The sequence below is a fragment of the Limnothrix redekei LRLZ20PSL1 genome, from assembly GCF_043235035.1.
In the GTDB taxonomy this organism is placed as follows: Bacteria; Cyanobacteriota; Cyanobacteriia; order CACIAM-69d; family CACIAM-69d; genus CACIAM-69d.
Genome location: NZ_JAZAQF010000059.1, coordinates 178,161 through 195,337, shown reverse-complemented (window position 1 = coordinate 195,337; position 17,177 = coordinate 178,161). Strand labels below are relative to the sequence as shown.

Genomic DNA, 17,177 nt, shown 5'->3' with positions numbered 1-17,177 from the left:
AGCGGAACTAGTGATTCAGCACTTGCTCCAGGGCCTTCAGCAGGGTCAGCACCGTTTCGGGCCGACTGTTAAAGCCCATCAGCCCCACTCGCCAAACCTTGCCGGCCAACTCGCCCAGGCCGCCGCCAATTTCGATGTTGTAATCCTCCAGCAGGCGACGGGCCACGGCCTTGGCATCCACTCCCTCAGGTACGCAAACGGTGGTGAGCGACGGCAGGCGAATTTCTTCGGCCACCTGGCATTTCAGCCCCATGGCCGCCAGCCCATCCCACAGCAGCCGCGCATTATCGGCATGGCGTTGCCAGCGAGCTTCGAGGCCCTCTTCGGCCACCAGCCTTAGGGACTCCCGCAGGGCGTAGTTCATGTTGATCGGGGCGGTGTGGTGGTAGGTGCGATCGCTCCCCCAATATTTGCCCACCAGCGCCATATCCAAATACCAGTTGGCCACAGGGGTTTTGCGGGCCCGCAGCTTGGCCAAGGCGCGATCGCCCAGGGTGAAGGGCGAAATTCCCGGCGGGCAGCTTAAGCACTTTTGGCTGCCGCTGTAGGCCGCATCCACACCCCAAGCATCCAAAAACAGCGGCACACCGCCCAAGCTCGTGACCGTATCCACCAACAGCAGACAGTCAAATTCCCGGCAGAGATCGCTCACGCCCTCGAGGGGTTGCCGGGCCCCGGTGGAGGTTTCCGCATGAACTAAACCAAGGATTGCCGGCCGGTGAGCTTCCAGGGCCGATCGCAACTCCGCTAACGAAAACGCCTCGCCCCAGGGTCGGTGAATTTGCCGCACTTCCGCACCGTAGCGGCTGGCCATGTCGCTCATCCGATGGCCAAAATAGCCATTCACCCCCACCAACACCACGTCACCCGGCTCCACCAGGTTGGCCAGGGTGGCCTCCATGGCGGCGCTGCCCGTGCCACTGACCGGAATCGTCAGGCTGTTATCCGTTTGCCAGGCGTAGCGCAGCAGCTCTTGCACCTCGTTCATCAGCTCAATGAAGCACGGGTCGAGGTGGCCCACTTGCCGCATCCCGATCGCCTGGAGCACTCGGGGGTGAGCGTTTGAGGGGCCAGGCCCCAATAGCAGACGCGGCGGCACGTTCAGTTGGCTGGTTTGCAGGCGGTGGCGATCGCTAACGGTGGGCGCGGAGATGGTGGGGTTAGGGACTGCGGCAATCATAAGGCTCTAAAAAACAGGTCTTTTATGATTGACCCATGATAAAAGCTGGCCGATCGCCCAACGATGAAGCCTGATTAAGATTTCTTGGCCCCTCAGCCCGATCGCAAACTCAGCCGCTGCAACTCGTGATCGACCAACAGCCACAACTGACGATTGCGGGGGTCGGTGTTGAGGGCTTTTTTCAGATAGGTTTCGGCGCGGCTGCCCTGGCCTCGATTAATTAATTCCCGGCCCCAACGGTGATAGGCGATCGCCAACCACTGTTTCACCTCTTCATCCCGATCGAGCCGTTGGGCCAACCCCTCCGCCAGGGCGATCGCGCTGGGGAATCGGCCTCCCTGGAACAGTTCCTGGAGCCGACGGAACGCATTTTCCTTTAACTCTTGCTCAAAGGGCGACAGGGACGGATTCACCTGCACTTGAGGTTTCGCAGTCGATCGCGCGGTCGATCGCGCAGTCGATTGGTAGCGATTAGACTGCGCCGATGCTGGGCTAGTCCCAGGGTTAGTTGCTGGGTTAGGCGCTGGGCCAGGCGCTTGATGCGTTGCTGGGCGAGTTGCTGAGTTAGTCGCTGGGGCGGGTTCCCGAGGCGACGGCGGGGACGCAGCCGGTGGGGGTGGCGACTGGGGCGATCGGGCAGCGGGCGGCGGGGGAGACGGCGCAGCAACCGCAGCCGACGACGACCCAGACCAAGGAACCGTCGCACTGGGCCGCCCCGATCGCTCCATCAGGGCCCGGTAGGCCTGGGCCAAAGCCGCAAAGGTTTCTGCCGAAGCTGATCGATGGCCCGAATCGGGATGGTAGCGCCGGGCCAGCCGCCGATAAGCCCGCTTGATGTCTGCCACCGGAGCACCCGGCGGCAGTTCCAGCAGTCGATAGCAGTCCCGCACCGTCAAGGCCATAGCCACCTCAGTTCCTCACCCAAAATCCTCAAGATTGCCCCAAACCCTTTTAAAAATAACCGATCGCCCTTGCTTGTCACGCCATGTCACCCCCCAAAGATTAAGGGCGATCGACCCCTTTCAGAATCGATCGCCCTGTGGTTAAGCCTGACGTGATGGAGTCAGGGCAAGGAATAGGGCAAGGGGCTTAAGCCCCTTGTCTTCGGCCCGTTATCTATCGCAACTGAAGTATTGCAATTGAAGCAACGACCAATCCTAATCGCGGGATTCAATCACCCGATCGATCAAGCCGTACTCCTTCGACTCCTCCGCCGACAGCCAATAATCCCGCTCCGTATCCTTCTTCACCTTCTCCAGGCTTTGACCCGTCCGCAGCGCCAGGATTTCATCCAACTGGCTGCGGGTCTTCAGAATTTCCTTGGCCTCAATGTCGATATCCGTGGCTTGGCCGCGGAACCCGCCCATACTCGGCTGGTGAATCATGATCCGCGCATGGGGCAGTGCCAACCGCTTGCCCTTGGCCCCGGCCGCCAGCAGGAAGGCCCCCATTGAGGCCGCCAAGCCCACGCAAACCGTCACCACATCGGACTTGATGTGTTGCATCGTGTCATAAATCGCCATCCCCGCCGTTACCGAACCGCCCGGCGAATTGATGTACAGCACAATGTCCTTGCTGTTGTCTTCCGAGTCGAGATAGAGCATCACCGCCACGATTTCGTTGGCGATTTCGTCATCCACCTCCTTACCCAAAAAGATGATCCGCTCCTGATACAGGCGGTTATAGATGCTGATCCACTGGGTATATTGGCTACCCGGCAGACGATAGGGAACTTGGGGAATGCCAATCGGCATAGGATCGAGACTCCTTCTTCAAATGGCTGACTAGTGGGTGGTTGGATGGATTGGGAGCGTCATCAGGGCGATCGGGCAACCTAGCCCAACCCCACCGAATTCACCACCGGCTTAGGCAGCCCCTCCGATGATTCTAGGATCGTGTCAATGATCCCGTATTCCTTCGCTTCGGCCGGAGTCATGTAGAACCGGCGATTCATATCTTTGGTGAGCTTTTCAGTGGTTTGCCCGGTGCATTCCGACAAGATATCCAGCATCACCCGCTTGTTGCGCAGCACCTCTTCCGCCTGGATTTGAATGTCCGTGGCCTGACCGCGTGCGCCGCCTTGGGGTTGTTGCAGCACAATCTTGGAGTTGGGCAAACTGGCCCGACAGCCCTTCGTGCCCGCCGCCAACAACATGGCCGATGTGCCCGCCGCCAAGCCCAGGCAAATCGTATGAACGGGCGGCTTGATGTAGCGCATCGTGTCGCAGATGGCAAAGGCATCCGTCTCGAACCCGAGATTGCCGAAGGAGTTGATATAGATCCGAATTGGCTTTTCGGGATCGTCGTATTGCAAATACAACAGCTCGGCAATAATCAGCTCGGTGACGGCAGGTACGAGGGGCATTCCCAAGTAGACGATCCGCTCCTTGAGCAACAGGGAGGGAAGGTCTGGCGGGGGAGTCCGGTACGCGGTATCGCCGTAGTAGGGCGCTTGAACGGCCTCGATCTTGGGAGTCATCGGCAGATTCAGAAAATTCAGGGCGCTGCTGCGCAAACAGCAGTCATACTTCCAAAATACTAACGCGCAACGCTGACGGCCGGTTGAGTCCGGGCTTGGCGGTTCTCTGGGCAATGGGGGACGGTTGGGCGATCGGTCAGCGAGATCGCCCCCCAGATTCGGTTAATCGATCAGTTAATTGATCGCTAAATCCAACACCACGGGGGTATGGTCGCTGGGCTTTTCGAGCTTGCGCGGCTCAATATCAATCTCGCAACTGCGGGCAGCGGGAATCAAGGCTGGCGATAAATAGAGGTGGTCAATACGCCAGCCGCGATTGCGTTGGAACCCCCCCGATCGATAGTCCCACCAACTGAAGCGATCGCCCTCATCACAAAACAACCGAAAGGCATCCTGAAATCCTAAGTCAAAAATGCTAGCTTTCAGGGCTGCCCGCTCATCGTCGGAAGCCATGATGTGGGTTTCGCGGTTTTTGGGATTATGAATATCGCGGTCTTCATAGGCAATATTAAAATCACCGCAAACACAAACCTGAGGATACTGGGCTAATAATTCCGTCAAATAGGTTTTGAGTAATTCTAGCCAACGCAGTTTATAGGCATATTTTTCACTGCCAATTTCGGAACCATTGGGCACGTAGAGATCGACCAAAACCAAGTCGCCCGATCGAACCATGATCACCCGTTTTTGATCGTCTAAATCGCCGACCAATTCCGCATCCAAAACCGCGCCAAACCCGATCGCACAGTGATCCACCGGTTGCCGACTGGCGATCGCCACGCCGTTGTAGCTCTTTTGTCCCGAAATTTCCAGGTGATAGCCCAAATCCGTAAAAGCCGATCGGGGAAAGTCGCTATCAATCACCTTGGTTTCTTGTAAACAAAGAAAATCCACAGGGTTTTCCTGCAACCAACCGGTGACATGATCTAGGCGCGATCGAACAGAATTAACGTTCCAAGTGGCGATTTTCATAGGGGCGATCGAGCGATGAACTGTGGCTAGTGGGGCAAGGGGCTGAAGACCCTTGCTTACTATTCTGGGATTAATCCGTCGGAGAATTCAGGGTGTTAATCGTAGTCACTGGGGCAAGGGGCTGAAGCTCCTTGTTTACTATTTTGGGATTCACTGGTCATGGTATTTATTAACCAGTGATTAGCCTCAACCTCTGATTGATGGTGTTGGCATTAACAAGGGATGAGAATCGGGTTTAAACCCTGCTCTTAGTCCAAAGCTTCCTCAGAATACCGCTACAGTCGGGCCCGCGCCCGTACAATAGACCCCGGACATGAATTTTTTGCAGCATCCCATGGCCGATCGTCTTACCTATCCCAACAGCCACGTCGTTGACCAAGTGGACATCTACCACGGCGTTTCCGTGCCGGATCCTTACCGCTGGTTAGAAGATGCCAACGCGACCGAAACGGCCGATTGGATTGCCGCCCAAAATCAATTGACTTTTGATTATTTGGCGCAAATTCCGGCGCGATCGCCCATTTATGACCGGATGCTGCAACTTTGGGACTATGAAAAATTGAGTGTGCCCTGGAAGCGGGGCGATCACTATTTCTATTACAAAAACGACGGTCTGCAAAATCAAAGCGTTCTCTATACGATCGATCGCCTAGATGGGGAACCGCGCGTTTTGCTCGACCCAAATCGACTTTCGGATGATGGCACGGTGGCCCTATCGGGGATTGCTTTCACCCAAGATGGCTCGCTGATGGCCTATGGCTTGTCCACGGCAGGTTCCGATTGGCAAACCTGGCGCGTGCGATCGGTGGAAACCGGGGAAGATTTGCCCGATCGCCTGGATTGGGTGAAGTTTTCGGGAGCCTCCTGGACACCGGATAATCGCGGTTTTTTCTATAGTCGCTACGATGAACCCAACGCCGAAAACCAGTTCCAAGAAACGAACTATTTCCAGAAGCTTTACTATCACGAACTGGGTACTGAACAAGCCGCCGATCGACTGATCTATGAGCGACCCGATCAACCGGAATGGGGCTTTGGCGGCACGGTCAGTGATGACGGTTCCTATCTGTTAATTTCCGTTTGGAAGGGAACCGAATCTAAGAATTTGTTGTTTGTGAAAGATCTGCGGCAACCGGATTCCCCCGTGCGGGAATTGGTGGGCGATTGGGTCGGCGGTTTTGGGTTTATTGATAATGACGGGGCGATCGGCTGGTTTGAAACCAACTGGCAAGCGCCCATGGGCCGGGTGGTGGCGATCGACCTCGACGCGACCAGCAATGATTGGCAATCGACGATCCAAGAAGTGATTCCCGAAGCAACCCACAAGCTGGATGCGGTGTCCACCCTGAATGATGGGTTTGTGGTGGAATATTTGCAGGACGCGCGATCGGCGGTGCAGTTCTTTGATTTGCAGGGGCAATTCCAGTTTGAAATCGAGTTGCCGGGCCTCGGTTCGATCGGGGGATTCCAGGGCAAACGGGGCGATCGGGAAACCTTCTACAGCTTCACCAGCTACACCACCCCCACGCGCATTTATCGCTACGACTTTGCCAGCCAAACCAGTCAGCTTTTCCGTGAGCCAACGGTAGCGTTTAACCCGGACGATTACGAAACACGCCAGGTTTTTTATCGCAGCAAAGATGGCACACAAATTCCGCTATTTATTAGCCACAAGAAAGGGCTGAAATTAACCGGCGATCACCCCACCATTCTGTATGGCTATGGCGGGTTCAATGTATCTCTAACTCCCGTATTTTCCGTCTCCAATTTGGTGTGGATGGAAATGGGCGGCATCTACGCCGTGGCTAATCTGCGGGGCGGCGGTGAATATGGCGAAGCCTGGCATGAAGCGGGCACAAAACTGCAAAAGCAAAATGTCTTTGATGACTTTATTGCTGCCGCAGAATGGTTGATTGCGAATCAATACACCAAGCCCCAACGGTTGGCGATTTCCGGTGGCAGTAATGGCGGTTTGTTGGTGGGTGCTTGCTTGATTCAGCGCCCCGATTTGTTTGGGGCAGCCCTGCCAGCGGTGGGGGTGATGGATATGCTGCGCTTCCCCCAATTCACGATCGGTTGGGCCTGGTGTTCTGACTATGGATCGCCGGAAGACGAAGCGGAATTTCAGGCTCTTTATGCCTATTCACCGCTGCATAATTTGCGATCGGGCAAGGCCTATCCCGCCACCTTGGTCACTACGGCCGATCGGGACGATCGCGTGGTGCCAGCCCACAGTTTCAAGTTCACGGCGGCCCTGCAAGCGGCCCAAGGCGGTGATGCACCAACCCTGATTCGAATTGAAACCAAAGCAGGACACGGAGCCGGAAAACCCACTACTAAAATCGTAGAAGAAGCCAGCGATAAGTTGGCATTCTTGGTTAAAACCCTCAATTTTCAGCCTCGGCTGGTGGCCCAGGTTCCTGAGTCCTAACAATGGGGATGATGCCCACTTTGCGACCCACTTTGAGATCCATGGAAGCGGTTCCCACGGGTGAATTGTGCATCGATCCGCTACCGGATTTGCTGTTGCATCAATCTACCTGGGGGGAACCAACCACGGCGGAGTTTCAAATCGAAATTCGCCATGCGGATCATCTCCAGCAACCCCTCAATTTAGATCAAGCGATCGCCCAGTTTTCTGACCTCTCACCCCGGGGTGGCAAGCTAACAGTCATGGCGCGATCACTGCGGTTTTCCTTGGTGATTCCCACCTACGAAGAAGCTGAAAATATTGAAGCCCTGGTGCGATCGCTCGTGGCGGTTTTAGATCCTGTGTTGCCCCATGATTACGAAATTATTGTGGTGGATGACAACAGCACCGATCGCACCTGGAAAATTGCCCAGGAATTAACCGCTGAATTTCCCCAATTACGGGTGCTTTGTCGTCACTATGAACGGGGACTAGCCACTGCCGTGATTCGTGGTTGGCAGGTGGCCAAGGGCGAAATTTTGGGCGTAATCGATGGCGACGGCCAGCACGATGAGCAGCTGTTGCCGGAGATGGTGGCGCAAATTTTGGCCGGAGCCGATTTGGTGGCTGCCAGTCGTAATGATCCCGGCGGTGGCATCAGCGATTGGAGCCTGTGGCGGCGGCTCACCTCTCGGGGCGCGCAGATTTTGGGGTTGACCCTGTTGCCCGATGTGGTGGGGCGTTTATCCGATCCCTTGAGCGGTTATTTTGTGTTGAAACGCAGCGCGATCGCCCAAAAAATCCTCAATCCCTTGGGCTACAAAATTCTAATTGAAGTATTAGCAAAAGGCGACTTTGGGCGCGTCAAAACCCTCCCCTACGAATTTCGCGAACGGCAATCGGGCGAAACTAAAGTGACTTGGTATCACGCGATCGACTATTTCGCCCATCTGTTGCGGCTGCGGCTCGATCGCTTCCCAGTACAGCGCTTCATTCGGTTTGGCATTGTCGGCTTCAGTGGGGTAATCGTAGATATGGCGGTGCTCTACGCCCTCAGCGATCCCAGCACCTTGGCTTGGGGCCTCACCCGCAGCAAAATCATCGCGGCAGAAGTGGCGATCTTGAATAATTTTTGGTGGAACGATCGCTGGACATTTCGGGACTTATCCCAACGGCAAACCGGTTTTCGTCGTCGCCTGGAACGCTTTTTAAAATTCAATTTAATTTGTCTAATGGGGCTGATTCTGAATGTCCTGATTTTGAATCTCTTTTTTAATGTGATTTTTGCGGGTCAATATCGTTATTTAGCGAACCTAATCGCGATCAGTCTAGTCACCTTCTGGAACTTTTGGCTGAATACCAAACTCAGTTGGCGTGTCACCGATCGCGATCGCGCCGAACTCCCCAATCCCTAGATCACTTAGCCGATCACCCCAAGCACCCCATGAAGCCCCCTAAAAAACGTTGGATTGTGCTGCTACTGTTCTTTTGCCTCGGGGCGATCGGGGCAATGTTTTACAGCTTGGGGATGATTGACGTGGAACGGCTACGCACGCAAATTGGAAACACCGGTTGGCTTGCACCATTGGTTTATATGGTGGTCTATCTTGCTGTCACCATGTTAATGCTACCTTCAACGGCTTTAAACCTCTTGGGTGGTGCATTATTTGGCTCAATTTGGGGCACAATTTGGACGAGTTTAGCCGCTATTTTGGCCGCGATCGCCTCTTTTTATCTCAGTCGTTGGCTGGCTCGTCCCGCCTTTGAGCGTCGCCTCGCCGATCGCTGGCAAGAAATGGATCAAGAAATTCGTCGCCACGGCTTTGCCTATATGTTTGCCGTGCGTTTGCTGCCAATTTTGCCCTACGGTTTAGCCAACTACACGGCGGGTTTAACCTCCGTGCGCTTTCGGGATTATTTAATTGCCACCGTGGCGGGTACGGGCCCCGGCGTATTTTTATTTGTGCAATTGGGCAGTTCCGGCACCGATGCCATGAGTCGGGGTCAATTTTTGCCCCTGAGCTTGACCCTGGGGGCGATCGGGCTGCTGATCATTGGGGCCACTTGGTATAGCCATCGGTTGGCCCGCTTGGCAGGGCGCGAATAATGCGGTTGGGGCCAATCGATACCCCCCAAGCGGTATCCTGAGGCAAATATCGGCGGGGATAGGCTGAAACCATCGCCTAGTCTAGGCTTGGCATTAACCGAGCCTTAATCTACATCGGGCGATCGCCCGTCTTGCTCCGCTAGCCTCTTGCTCCTTTTGTCCCTGTTGCCCCGCACGGAACCTATGCGAATTGCGCTGTTTACCGAAACCTTTTTGCCCAAAATCGATGGGATCGTGACCCGTCTGCGCCACACGATCGATCACCTGCAAAAAATGGGCGATGAGGTACTAATCGTCACGCCCGATTTGGGTTTACAGGACTACAACGGCTCAAAAGTTTTCGGGGTTTCGGGGTTTCCACTGCCGCAATATCCTGAGCTAAAAATCGCCCTGCCACGGCCGGCAATTGGTCGCGAATTGGATCATTTTCGCCCCGATTTAATTCACGTGGTTAACCCGGCTGTCGTTGGTTTGGGCGGCATTTATTACGCTAAAACTCGTCAATTGCCCCTCGTTGCTTCCTATCACACGCACCTGCCCCAATACCTACAACATTACGGGTTGGGAATGCTAGAAGGTTTGCTCTGGGAATTGCTAAAAACCGCCCACAATCTCGCAGAAATTAACCTTTGTACCTCCACCGCCATGGTGCAGCAACTGAGCGACCATGGCATTGAGCGCACCGCCCTTTGGCAACGCGGCGTAGACACGGACAGCTTCACGCCCGATCGCGCCACCGCCGAAATGCGCGACTTCCTCAGCCAAGGCCACCCGGACGCGCCCCTGCTGATCTACATCGGTCGCCTTTCTGCTGAAAAGGAGGTCGATCGAATCCGGCCCGTGCTCGAATCGATTCCCGGCGCAAGGCTCGCCCTCGTGGGGGACGGCCCCTACCGCGCCGAACTAGAGGAATTTTTCGCGGGAACCAACACCCACTTCGTCGGCTATCTACGCGGCCTGGAGCTGGCCGCCGCCTATGCCAGCGCCGATGCCTTCATCTTCCCCTCGCGCACGGAAACCCTCGGGTTGGTGCTGTTGGAAGCAATGGCGGCCGGCTGTCCCGTGGTGGCGGCCAATGCGGGCGGCATCCCGGATATCGTCACCGACGGCGTAAATGGCTTCCTGTTTGACCCCACCGATGAACAAGGGGCTGTCACAGCGACCCAACGCCTGTTCGCCGACCCCAGCCAGCGGGCTGACCTGCGATCGGCCGCCCGAGCTGAGGCCGAACGCTGGGGCTGGGCCGCCGCCACCCGCCAACTGAAGGACTATTACTACGGCATCTTGAGCATGAGTCAGCGACAGGCGGCTTAGGCTGAAATGGCATCCCCTAGCCGGGCGATCGGCCCCACTGGCTGACTGAGCGCTGTTGCATAACCACTGTTGGATAACCTTCGAATCACCTTCCTAAACGCAGCGTCCTAACCTCTCAACCATGACTGACTCAACGACGGACTTAACGGGCGACACGATCGCCATTGGCATTCTGGGCGGCAGCGGTCTCTATCGGATGGAGGCGCTGCAAAACCCCCAAGAACAGCGGATTGAAACCCCCTTTGGCCCCACCTCCGACGCAATCATCACCGGAACCTTGGACGGTGTGCCCGTGGCCTTTCTGGCCCGCCATGGCCGCCACCATCACCTGCTGCCCACGGAAGTGCCCTACCGCGCCAACATCTGGGCCCTCAAAACCTTGGGCGTGCGCTATCTCCTGTCCGTGTCGGCGGTGGGATCGTTACAAATGGCGGCTAAGCCTCTGGATATCGTGTTGCCGGATCAGTTCATCGATCGCACCCGTAACCGGGTTTCCACCTTTTTTGGCGATGGCTTAGTGGCCCATATTGCCTTTGGTGATCCCATTTGTGCAGCCTTGTCGGGTTTGGTGGCTGAGGCGATCGACTCCCTGGCCCTGTCGGAGGTGACGTTGCATCGCGGCGGAACCTATCTCTGCATGGAAGGGCCGGCTTTCTCCACGCGGGCCGAATCCCAGCTCTATCAAAGTTGGGGAGCCACCGTCATTGGCATGACCAACTTACCGGAAGCCAAGCTAGCCCGAGAAGCGGAAATTGCCTACTGCACGATCGCCCTGGTCACCGACTATGACTGTTGGCACCCCGATCACGACAGCGTAACCACCGAGATGGTGATTGGGAACTTGCATCGCAATGCCGACAACGCCCGATCGATCATCCGGGAAACAGTCCGCCGCTTGGGGGCCCAACCGCCCGAGTCGATCGCCCATCAGGCCTTGGCCGGTGCGCTGCTCACCCCCCTCGACAAAGTGCCCACCGCCACGCTCGATCGGCTCGCCCCCCTGTTGGCTCCCTATCGTTAAACGCAGCACCCACTGAGCAAATGAGCAAAAGACCCAGGGCCTTTAGGCGCTGGGGTTCAGGGACGGGAGGCTAAACAACCGGCGCAGCCCAGCACTGGCGGGCCAATTCCCCTGATCGATCGGCTGAATGGGTTAATCCACAGCTTGTTAGTAATGGGCTTGGCCATCCGGGCCGATCGCCCCCGTCCAAACCACCGCCCGGGTGTTGGCCTGGGACAAATCCGCATCAATCAACACCGCCCCCCGCAGCACAGCACTGCTGAAATTCGTCCATTGCAAGCGAGCCTGGAACAAATTGGCATCGCTCAAATCCGCTTGGCGCAACGTTGACCAACTGAGATTGGTTTCCCGCAAATTTCCCTTCAGCAGTTTGGCCGCCGTGAAATCCGCCCCGATCGCCTTGGCTCGCCGCAGGTCGCAACTGGACAAGTCCGCCGCCAAAAACACCGTGCTACTGGCATAAACCTCTAGCAACATCGCCCCCACCAACACCGAATCTGAAAAATTGGCCTTGGTCAAATTGGCTCGCGTGAGGTTCGCCTTGGTCAAATTGGCTTCCGTGAGCTTGGCGTGGTGCAACGTGGCCTCTCGCATGTTGGCCCCTTCCAAGTTGGCCTGATGCAAATCCGCTTCACTGAGATTGGACTCGATCAACACCGCTTCCCGCAAATTCGCCCCGACCAACTTGGTGGCCCGCATCGAGCAACCGGACAAATTCGCCTGATCGCCCAAATCCACGCCGCTCAAATCCGCCCCAATGCAGTTCGCATTCACCAAATTGGCTCCCCGCAACGACGCATCCCGCAATTTCACCTCGCGGAGATTAATCCCACGCCATTGCACATGATTCGCCTCCACGTTCAGTAAACGCGCTTCCCGCAGGTTTCCCTCTTCCAAATTGGAGCCGGACAACTTGGCCCCTGATAAATCCGCCCCCTGGAGCGAAATACCGGGCAACAGGGCCCCACTGAGATCCGCCGATGACAAATCAACGCGGTCAAAATCTCGCTCTCCGGCTGCGTAGCGTTCGAGCAATTCGCTAACTTCCATGGGGGAGCCTCATCACGGACTTCAATGCTGCTGTCTGGGGGATATGAGCAATCCACATTTCAATCGTCCTCAAGATCCCCCGAAGGACCGGGGCAGAGATTTCAACACCAGCTCAGCAATTCAGCAGTTCTAGCAATTTCACAGAACCATTCAAAACTCATTCACACCCTTGGACTTCAGCCCCGGCGACTTGGCCAATCAAGGACAGGGCCAACCAGCGACCTGGCGAAATGACTAGGCGATCGGGATTTTGTTTGGGCTGCGATCGTAACCATGCTGATTTTACACCTCGGCTTAGGGTCGCTCCTGACAGGACGGGACTTGTACCCCCGACGGCCGCCAACGATATGGCCAGTCCAGCCCGATCGCATCACCCATCTTCAGCTTTTTGCCCCGGTGAATCTACCCACAGCCCAGAACGATCAGTATCGCTAGATACAGAACGATACTCGACAAAATTGATGCAATTGCCTGTGTTTAAAGCAAGTCCACGTCGATCGACAATTGCTGCGCCAAGAGACTGTCTTGGATTGCAGTCTAGCTCTCATTGAGTCCCTGTCAAACCCTGGGGCAAAGCACTCCCAAAGGCGATGCATCTGCAAAAGGCGGCCAGTCCGATCGTGTCAGCCTGTGGAGCAAATGAAGCCAACTTCGCCGCGATGGAGCAGGAAGCTTCCTGATTGCCGCATTCGTGAGCGAATCGCAGCAATTGTTAGTGAAGGAGTGATGGTCTTAGTTTTAACCAGTCAGCAACCGCCCTGTCTCTGAACCATCCATATCAACATCAACCCCTATAGGAACCGTTAGTCTATGGCTAGGCTCAAGTTCTCGGGTCGCCGTAAGGGGCATTCGCGCTCCCTTAACGAGGGCACCGATCGATCCATTGACCAGATCCTGCGTGCCGGGCGATCGTTCTTTCACGACGTATTTGGTCGCCGCACCTCCCTCGGTTGGTTAGCCTGCATTCCTTTGGCCGCTGTGATTGTGGCCACCTGGAACCTGGCTGCCCATGCCGCCGAACCCATCAAGCCCGAAGACGTTCAGGGCCTGCTGAACATGACCTGGGTTCTAGTGGGAGCCATCCTCGTGATCTTCATGAACGCGGGCTTCTGCATGTTGGAAACGGGCTTCTGTCGTCAGAAGAACGCCGTTAACGTTCTGACCAAGAACCTGATTGTATTTGCCCTGGCCACCTTGGCATTCTGGGCTTTGGGCTATGGCTTCATGTTTGCCCAAGGCAATAACGTGATTGGCACAACGGGCTTCTTCCTGTCGGGAACGCCCGAAACCTATGGCATTGAAGCAACGGGGCTGCCGGTCTCGCTGCACTTCCTCTTCCAAGTTGCCTTTGCGGGCACCGCCGCCACGATCGTGTCCGGTGCGGTGGCTGAGCGGGTGAAGTTCGTGGACTTCTTGATCTTTAGCTTGCTGCTGGTTGGGGTGTCCTACGCCATCACAGGCCGTTGGATTTGGAGCGGCACGGGTGGTTGGCTGTTCAATATGGGCTTCCGCGACTTCGCTGGTTCAACGGCGGTACACTCCGTGGGTGGTTGGGCCGCGCTGATGGGTGCTTCGATCCTGGGGCCCCGGATGGGTAAATATGACAACGGCCAACCCCGCGCCATCCCTGGCCACAACATGAGCATTGCCACGTTGGGCTGCTTGATTCTGTGGGTTTGCTGGTTTGGGTTTAATGGAGCTTCGACTCTGGCTGTGAATGCGGCAGTGCCTTACATTGCCGTGACCACCAACTTGGCCGCAGCAGCGGGTGGCGTAACCGCCACGTTCACGTCCTGGTGGTTGTCGGGCAAGCCGGATCTGTCGATGGTGATCAACGGCATCCTGGCTGGCTTGGTGGGCATCACGGCTGGTTGCAACGTGGTTGACTACACCGGTTCTGTGTTGATTGGTGGCATTGCCGGGATTCTGGTGGTGCTGTCGGTGGGCTTCTTTGACTCGGTGTTGAAGGTGGATGACCCGGTGGGTGCCACGTCGGTGCACTTGGTCTGCGGTGTTTGGGGCACGCTGGCGGTCGGCCTGTTCAGCATTGGCAAGGATGCAACGGGCGCGGATGCGGCTGGTTTGGGCCTGTTCTATGGTGGTGGTTTGACCCAGTTGGGTGTGCAATTCCTGGGTGTTGCCATTACTGGTGGGGTGACGGTGTTGCTGTCCACCATCTTCTGGTATGCCTTGAATACTTTTGGTGGCATTCGGGTTTCGCCCGAGGAAGAAGCAATCGGCCTCGATATCGGCGAGCACGGGATGGAAGCCTACAGTGGCTTTGTGAAGGACAACACCTCGATCGGCCCCACGGGTACGGCGGCAATGGGTGTTTCGGATCAAACCGCATCCTAGGGAAAAGCCTCGATGCTAGGGTTGGGTCGGGTAGCGATGATTTTCATGGTTTTCCCGACTTTAGCTGTTAGCCGAGTCCGGCTACAACTGATTACCACAGGTGTTCAATGACACAGGAGGGGGCGATCGCCCTCTTTTGTGTTTGGGGATGTTTTTTTTGCGGCCAAAGTTCGCTAGAGTTCTTAGTGAATTGGTCTTTTGGCGATGGATGCAAGGTCAACTAAGCCGGTTGGGGCGAGTTGGCTTGCACCAAGGTAGCGTCACCACAACGTTTCAGGGCAAATCGTGTTTTCTCGATCGCGTGCTCGACGAACAGGAATTTTTGGCCGCTCGATTGGCTGGTCACGCCGATCGAGTGGCTTCTCACCGTCTAAGCCCCGCGCTCCTTGGTGGGTCAAATGGTCTTTATGGGGCAATGGACTGTTAGCTGTGGCCCTTTTGGTGGTCGTCACGGGTCTGGATCGTGCGGCGGCCAAGGCCATTGCCCAAGCGATTGACCAGATTCAGCAAACCCAAGAGTCTTTGGAGCGATCGCCCACCAGGGCTGTGGCGGCAACGGTTACCACTCCTAAGCGATCGCCCGTCACGGCCACCAGTTATGAAGGATGGGTGGCTCGGCGGCGGCAGGAGGCCAATGCGATGGCCCTGCGACGGCCCGCCCGGTTGGCGGTGTTGGTGGGCGATTCCTTAACCCTGGCCTTTCCGTCCCGTCTGTTGCCGGCGGGAACCACTTGGCTGAATCAGGGCATCTCTGGGGATACGACCCGGTTGTTGTTGCAGCGCTTGGATGGGTTGGCGCGTCTGCAACCGGAGGTGATTTTTGTGGCGATCGGGATTAATGATCTGATGCAAGGGGTCAGTGATGACACGATCGTGGAAAATCACCGGGCCATTACCCAGGAATTGCGCCGGGCCCACCCAAATTCACGAATTGTGTTGCAAAGCCTGTTGCCCCATCGCGGGGCCAGTTCCACTTGGGAAGGTCGAGCCCGCTTGCAACAGGCCACGCTCGATCGAATCAAGCGGATTAACCGCCGGTTGAACCAGGTGGCCCGGGATGAACGGGTGGGCTTCTTGGATTTGTTTCCGATGTTTACCGATCCGCAGGGCAATCTGCACCCAGACCTCACCACTGACGGCCTGCACCTGAGCGATCGGGGCTATTTGGTTTGGCGTGCGGCCCTCGATTCCTTCTTGCAACTGTCGCGATCGGGCGCAGCGGGGTTAACTGTCACACCCCGGCCCACCGAAGAAAACCGGGCCGGGGCCCAGCGATCGACCGACTCCAACAACCAAAACATGACAACTCCGGGCGATCGCCCTTCCCCCACGCCCAAGGCCTCACCGGCCGATCGCAAACCGCCCAGCAGCGCTGCGCCCGCCAATCGCCCGGCGGAGTCGCCCGATCGGGCCCGCAGCACCAACCGGCGCGAAGCACCCGCCACCACCGACGACCAGCGCCCCTAAGGCCGTAAGATATTCACCAACTCACCAGCCAGACGGGCAACGACCAGGCCACGGGTAACCAGGCCATGCACAGAACGCCATGCATAAATTGATTAAAGGCTTGCGGCAGTTTCAGCAAGATTACTTCGCTTCCCATCAAAAGCTGTTTGAAGAGCTGGCCCATGGGCAGAAACCGCGTGTCCTCTTCATCTCCTGTTCTGACTCCCGCGTTGACCCGGAACTGATTACCCAGTCGGATCCCGGCGAAATTTTCGTGATCCGCAATGCCGGCAACATCATCCCCCCCTATGGCGCGGCCAATGGCGGTGAAGGAGCCACGATCGAGTATGCGATCGAAGCCTTGGGGGTGAGTGAAATTGTTGTTTGCGGCCATTCCCACTGCGGGGCCATGAAAGGCCTACTCAAAATCAAAGAGCTGGAAGACAAAATGCCCTTGGTCAGCCGTTGGCTGGAACATGCGGAAGCAACGCGCCAGGTGGTTTTGCAAAACTACAGCCCCTGTAGTGGTGAAGATTTGCTGGAAATTGCGGTGGCCGAAAACGTGCTCACCCAAATTGACAACCTGCGCACCTATCCCTGTGTGCGAGCCAAGCTGAACCAGGGCAGCTTGCGGCTCCATGCTTGGGTTTATGAAATCGAAACGGGTCGAATTTATGCCTACGACCCCCAAACCCAGGAATATGTGGAGCCGGAAAGTGCCTGGAACCGACCCACGCCGGCCCTGACCTTGCCCCAGCGCCAAGCCCAAGCCTGTGCCTGGTTGCCGCCGGAGCAGTCGGAGCGAATTTATCGCGGCGCACGCTAGGGCCCGCTGTCAAATCG

15 protein-coding genes are annotated in these 17,177 nt (G+C 56.6%); 9 read left to right on the top strand and 6 right to left on the bottom strand.

The annotated features are described in order from the left end of the window. Positions 1 to 7: 7 nt before the first annotated feature. The 5 genes from VPK24_RS10560 to xth all read right to left on the bottom strand — a co-directional run bounded on the left by VPK24_RS10560 (position 8) and on the right by xth (position 4,631). Complete coding sequence (locus VPK24_RS10560) at positions 8 to 1,180, bottom strand: pyridoxal-phosphate-dependent aminotransferase family protein (protein WP_393012943.1); 1,173 nt, start codon at positions 1,178 to 1,180, stop codon at positions 8 to 10. A gap of 92 nt (positions 1,181 to 1,272) precedes the next feature. Continuing rightward, positions 1,273 to 2,082, bottom strand: coding sequence for a DnaJ domain-containing protein (locus VPK24_RS10555; RefSeq protein WP_393013197.1), 810 nt, complete (start codon positions 2,080 to 2,082; stop codon positions 1,273 to 1,275). 255 nt (positions 2,083 to 2,337) lie between these two features. Continuing rightward, complete coding sequence (locus VPK24_RS10550; RefSeq protein ID WP_190353568.1) at positions 2,338 to 2,934, bottom strand: ATP-dependent Clp protease proteolytic subunit; 597 nt, start codon at positions 2,932 to 2,934, stop codon at positions 2,338 to 2,340. Between the two features lie 80 nt (positions 2,935 to 3,014). Then, positions 3,015 to 3,659 (bottom strand): ATP-dependent Clp protease proteolytic subunit, encoded by a 645-nt coding sequence (locus VPK24_RS10545; protein WP_393012940.1) that lies wholly within the window; start codon positions 3,657 to 3,659, stop codon positions 3,015 to 3,017. Positions 3,660 to 3,833: 174 nt separating this feature from the next. Beyond that, complete coding sequence (xth, locus tag VPK24_RS10540; protein ID WP_393012937.1) at positions 3,834 to 4,631, bottom strand: exodeoxyribonuclease III; 798 nt, start codon at positions 4,629 to 4,631, stop codon at positions 3,834 to 3,836. A 334-nt stretch (positions 4,632 to 4,965) separates the two neighbouring features. On the opposite strand from xth, the gene VPK24_RS10535 reads away from it, so the two are divergent. From VPK24_RS10535 to VPK24_RS10515, 5 genes are all read left to right on the top strand, one after another. Next, on the top strand, positions 4,966 to 7,062 hold the full coding sequence (locus VPK24_RS10535; RefSeq protein WP_393012934.1) for a prolyl oligopeptidase family serine peptidase: 2,097 nt from the start codon (positions 4,966 to 4,968) through the stop codon (positions 7,060 to 7,062). A gap of 242 nt (positions 7,063 to 7,304) precedes the next feature. After that, positions 7,305 to 8,456 (top strand): glycosyltransferase, encoded by a 1,152-nt coding sequence (locus tag VPK24_RS10530; protein WP_393013194.1) that lies wholly within the window; start codon positions 7,305 to 7,307, stop codon positions 8,454 to 8,456. A gap of 29 nt (positions 8,457 to 8,485) precedes the next feature. Beyond that, positions 8,486 to 9,148, top strand: coding sequence for a TVP38/TMEM64 family protein (locus VPK24_RS10525; RefSeq protein ID WP_393012931.1), 663 nt, complete (start codon positions 8,486 to 8,488; stop codon positions 9,146 to 9,148). A gap of 183 nt (positions 9,149 to 9,331) precedes the next feature. After that, positions 9,332 to 10,462, top strand: coding sequence for a glycosyltransferase (locus VPK24_RS10520; protein WP_393013191.1), 1,131 nt, complete (start codon positions 9,332 to 9,334; stop codon positions 10,460 to 10,462). A 121-nt stretch (positions 10,463 to 10,583) separates the two neighbouring features. Further along, positions 10,584 to 11,483, top strand: a complete 900-nt coding sequence (locus tag VPK24_RS10515) for an S-methyl-5'-thioadenosine phosphorylase (RefSeq protein ID WP_393012928.1) — start codon at positions 10,584 to 10,586, stop codon at positions 11,481 to 11,483. A gap of 147 nt (positions 11,484 to 11,630) precedes the next feature. On the opposite strand, the gene VPK24_RS10510 is transcribed toward VPK24_RS10515, so the two are convergent. Beyond that, positions 11,631 to 12,533, bottom strand: coding sequence for a pentapeptide repeat-containing protein (locus VPK24_RS10510; RefSeq protein WP_393012925.1), 903 nt, complete (start codon positions 12,531 to 12,533; stop codon positions 11,631 to 11,633). Between the two features lie 810 nt (positions 12,534 to 13,343). On the opposite strand from VPK24_RS10510, the gene VPK24_RS10505 reads away from it, so the two are divergent. From VPK24_RS10505 to VPK24_RS10490, 4 genes are all read left to right on the top strand, one after another. Further along, the gene (locus tag VPK24_RS10505) at positions 13,344 to 14,888 is read left to right on the top strand and encodes an ammonium transporter (RefSeq protein WP_393012922.1); all 1,545 of its coding nucleotides are present in this window, start codon (positions 13,344 to 13,346) and stop codon (positions 14,886 to 14,888) included. 208 nt (positions 14,889 to 15,096) lie between these two features. Then, positions 15,097 to 15,315 (top strand): hypothetical protein, encoded by a 219-nt coding sequence (locus tag VPK24_RS10500; protein ID WP_393012919.1) that lies wholly within the window; start codon positions 15,097 to 15,099, stop codon positions 15,313 to 15,315. 2 nt (positions 15,316 to 15,317) lie between these two features. Then, positions 15,318 to 16,355 (top strand): GDSL-type esterase/lipase family protein, encoded by a 1,038-nt coding sequence (locus VPK24_RS10495; RefSeq protein ID WP_393012916.1) that lies wholly within the window; start codon positions 15,318 to 15,320, stop codon positions 16,353 to 16,355. 79 nt (positions 16,356 to 16,434) lie between these two features. Next, on the top strand, positions 16,435 to 17,160 hold the full coding sequence (locus VPK24_RS10490; protein ID WP_393012914.1) for a carbonic anhydrase: 726 nt from the start codon (positions 16,435 to 16,437) through the stop codon (positions 17,158 to 17,160). Positions 17,161 to 17,177: the final 17 nt, after the last annotated feature.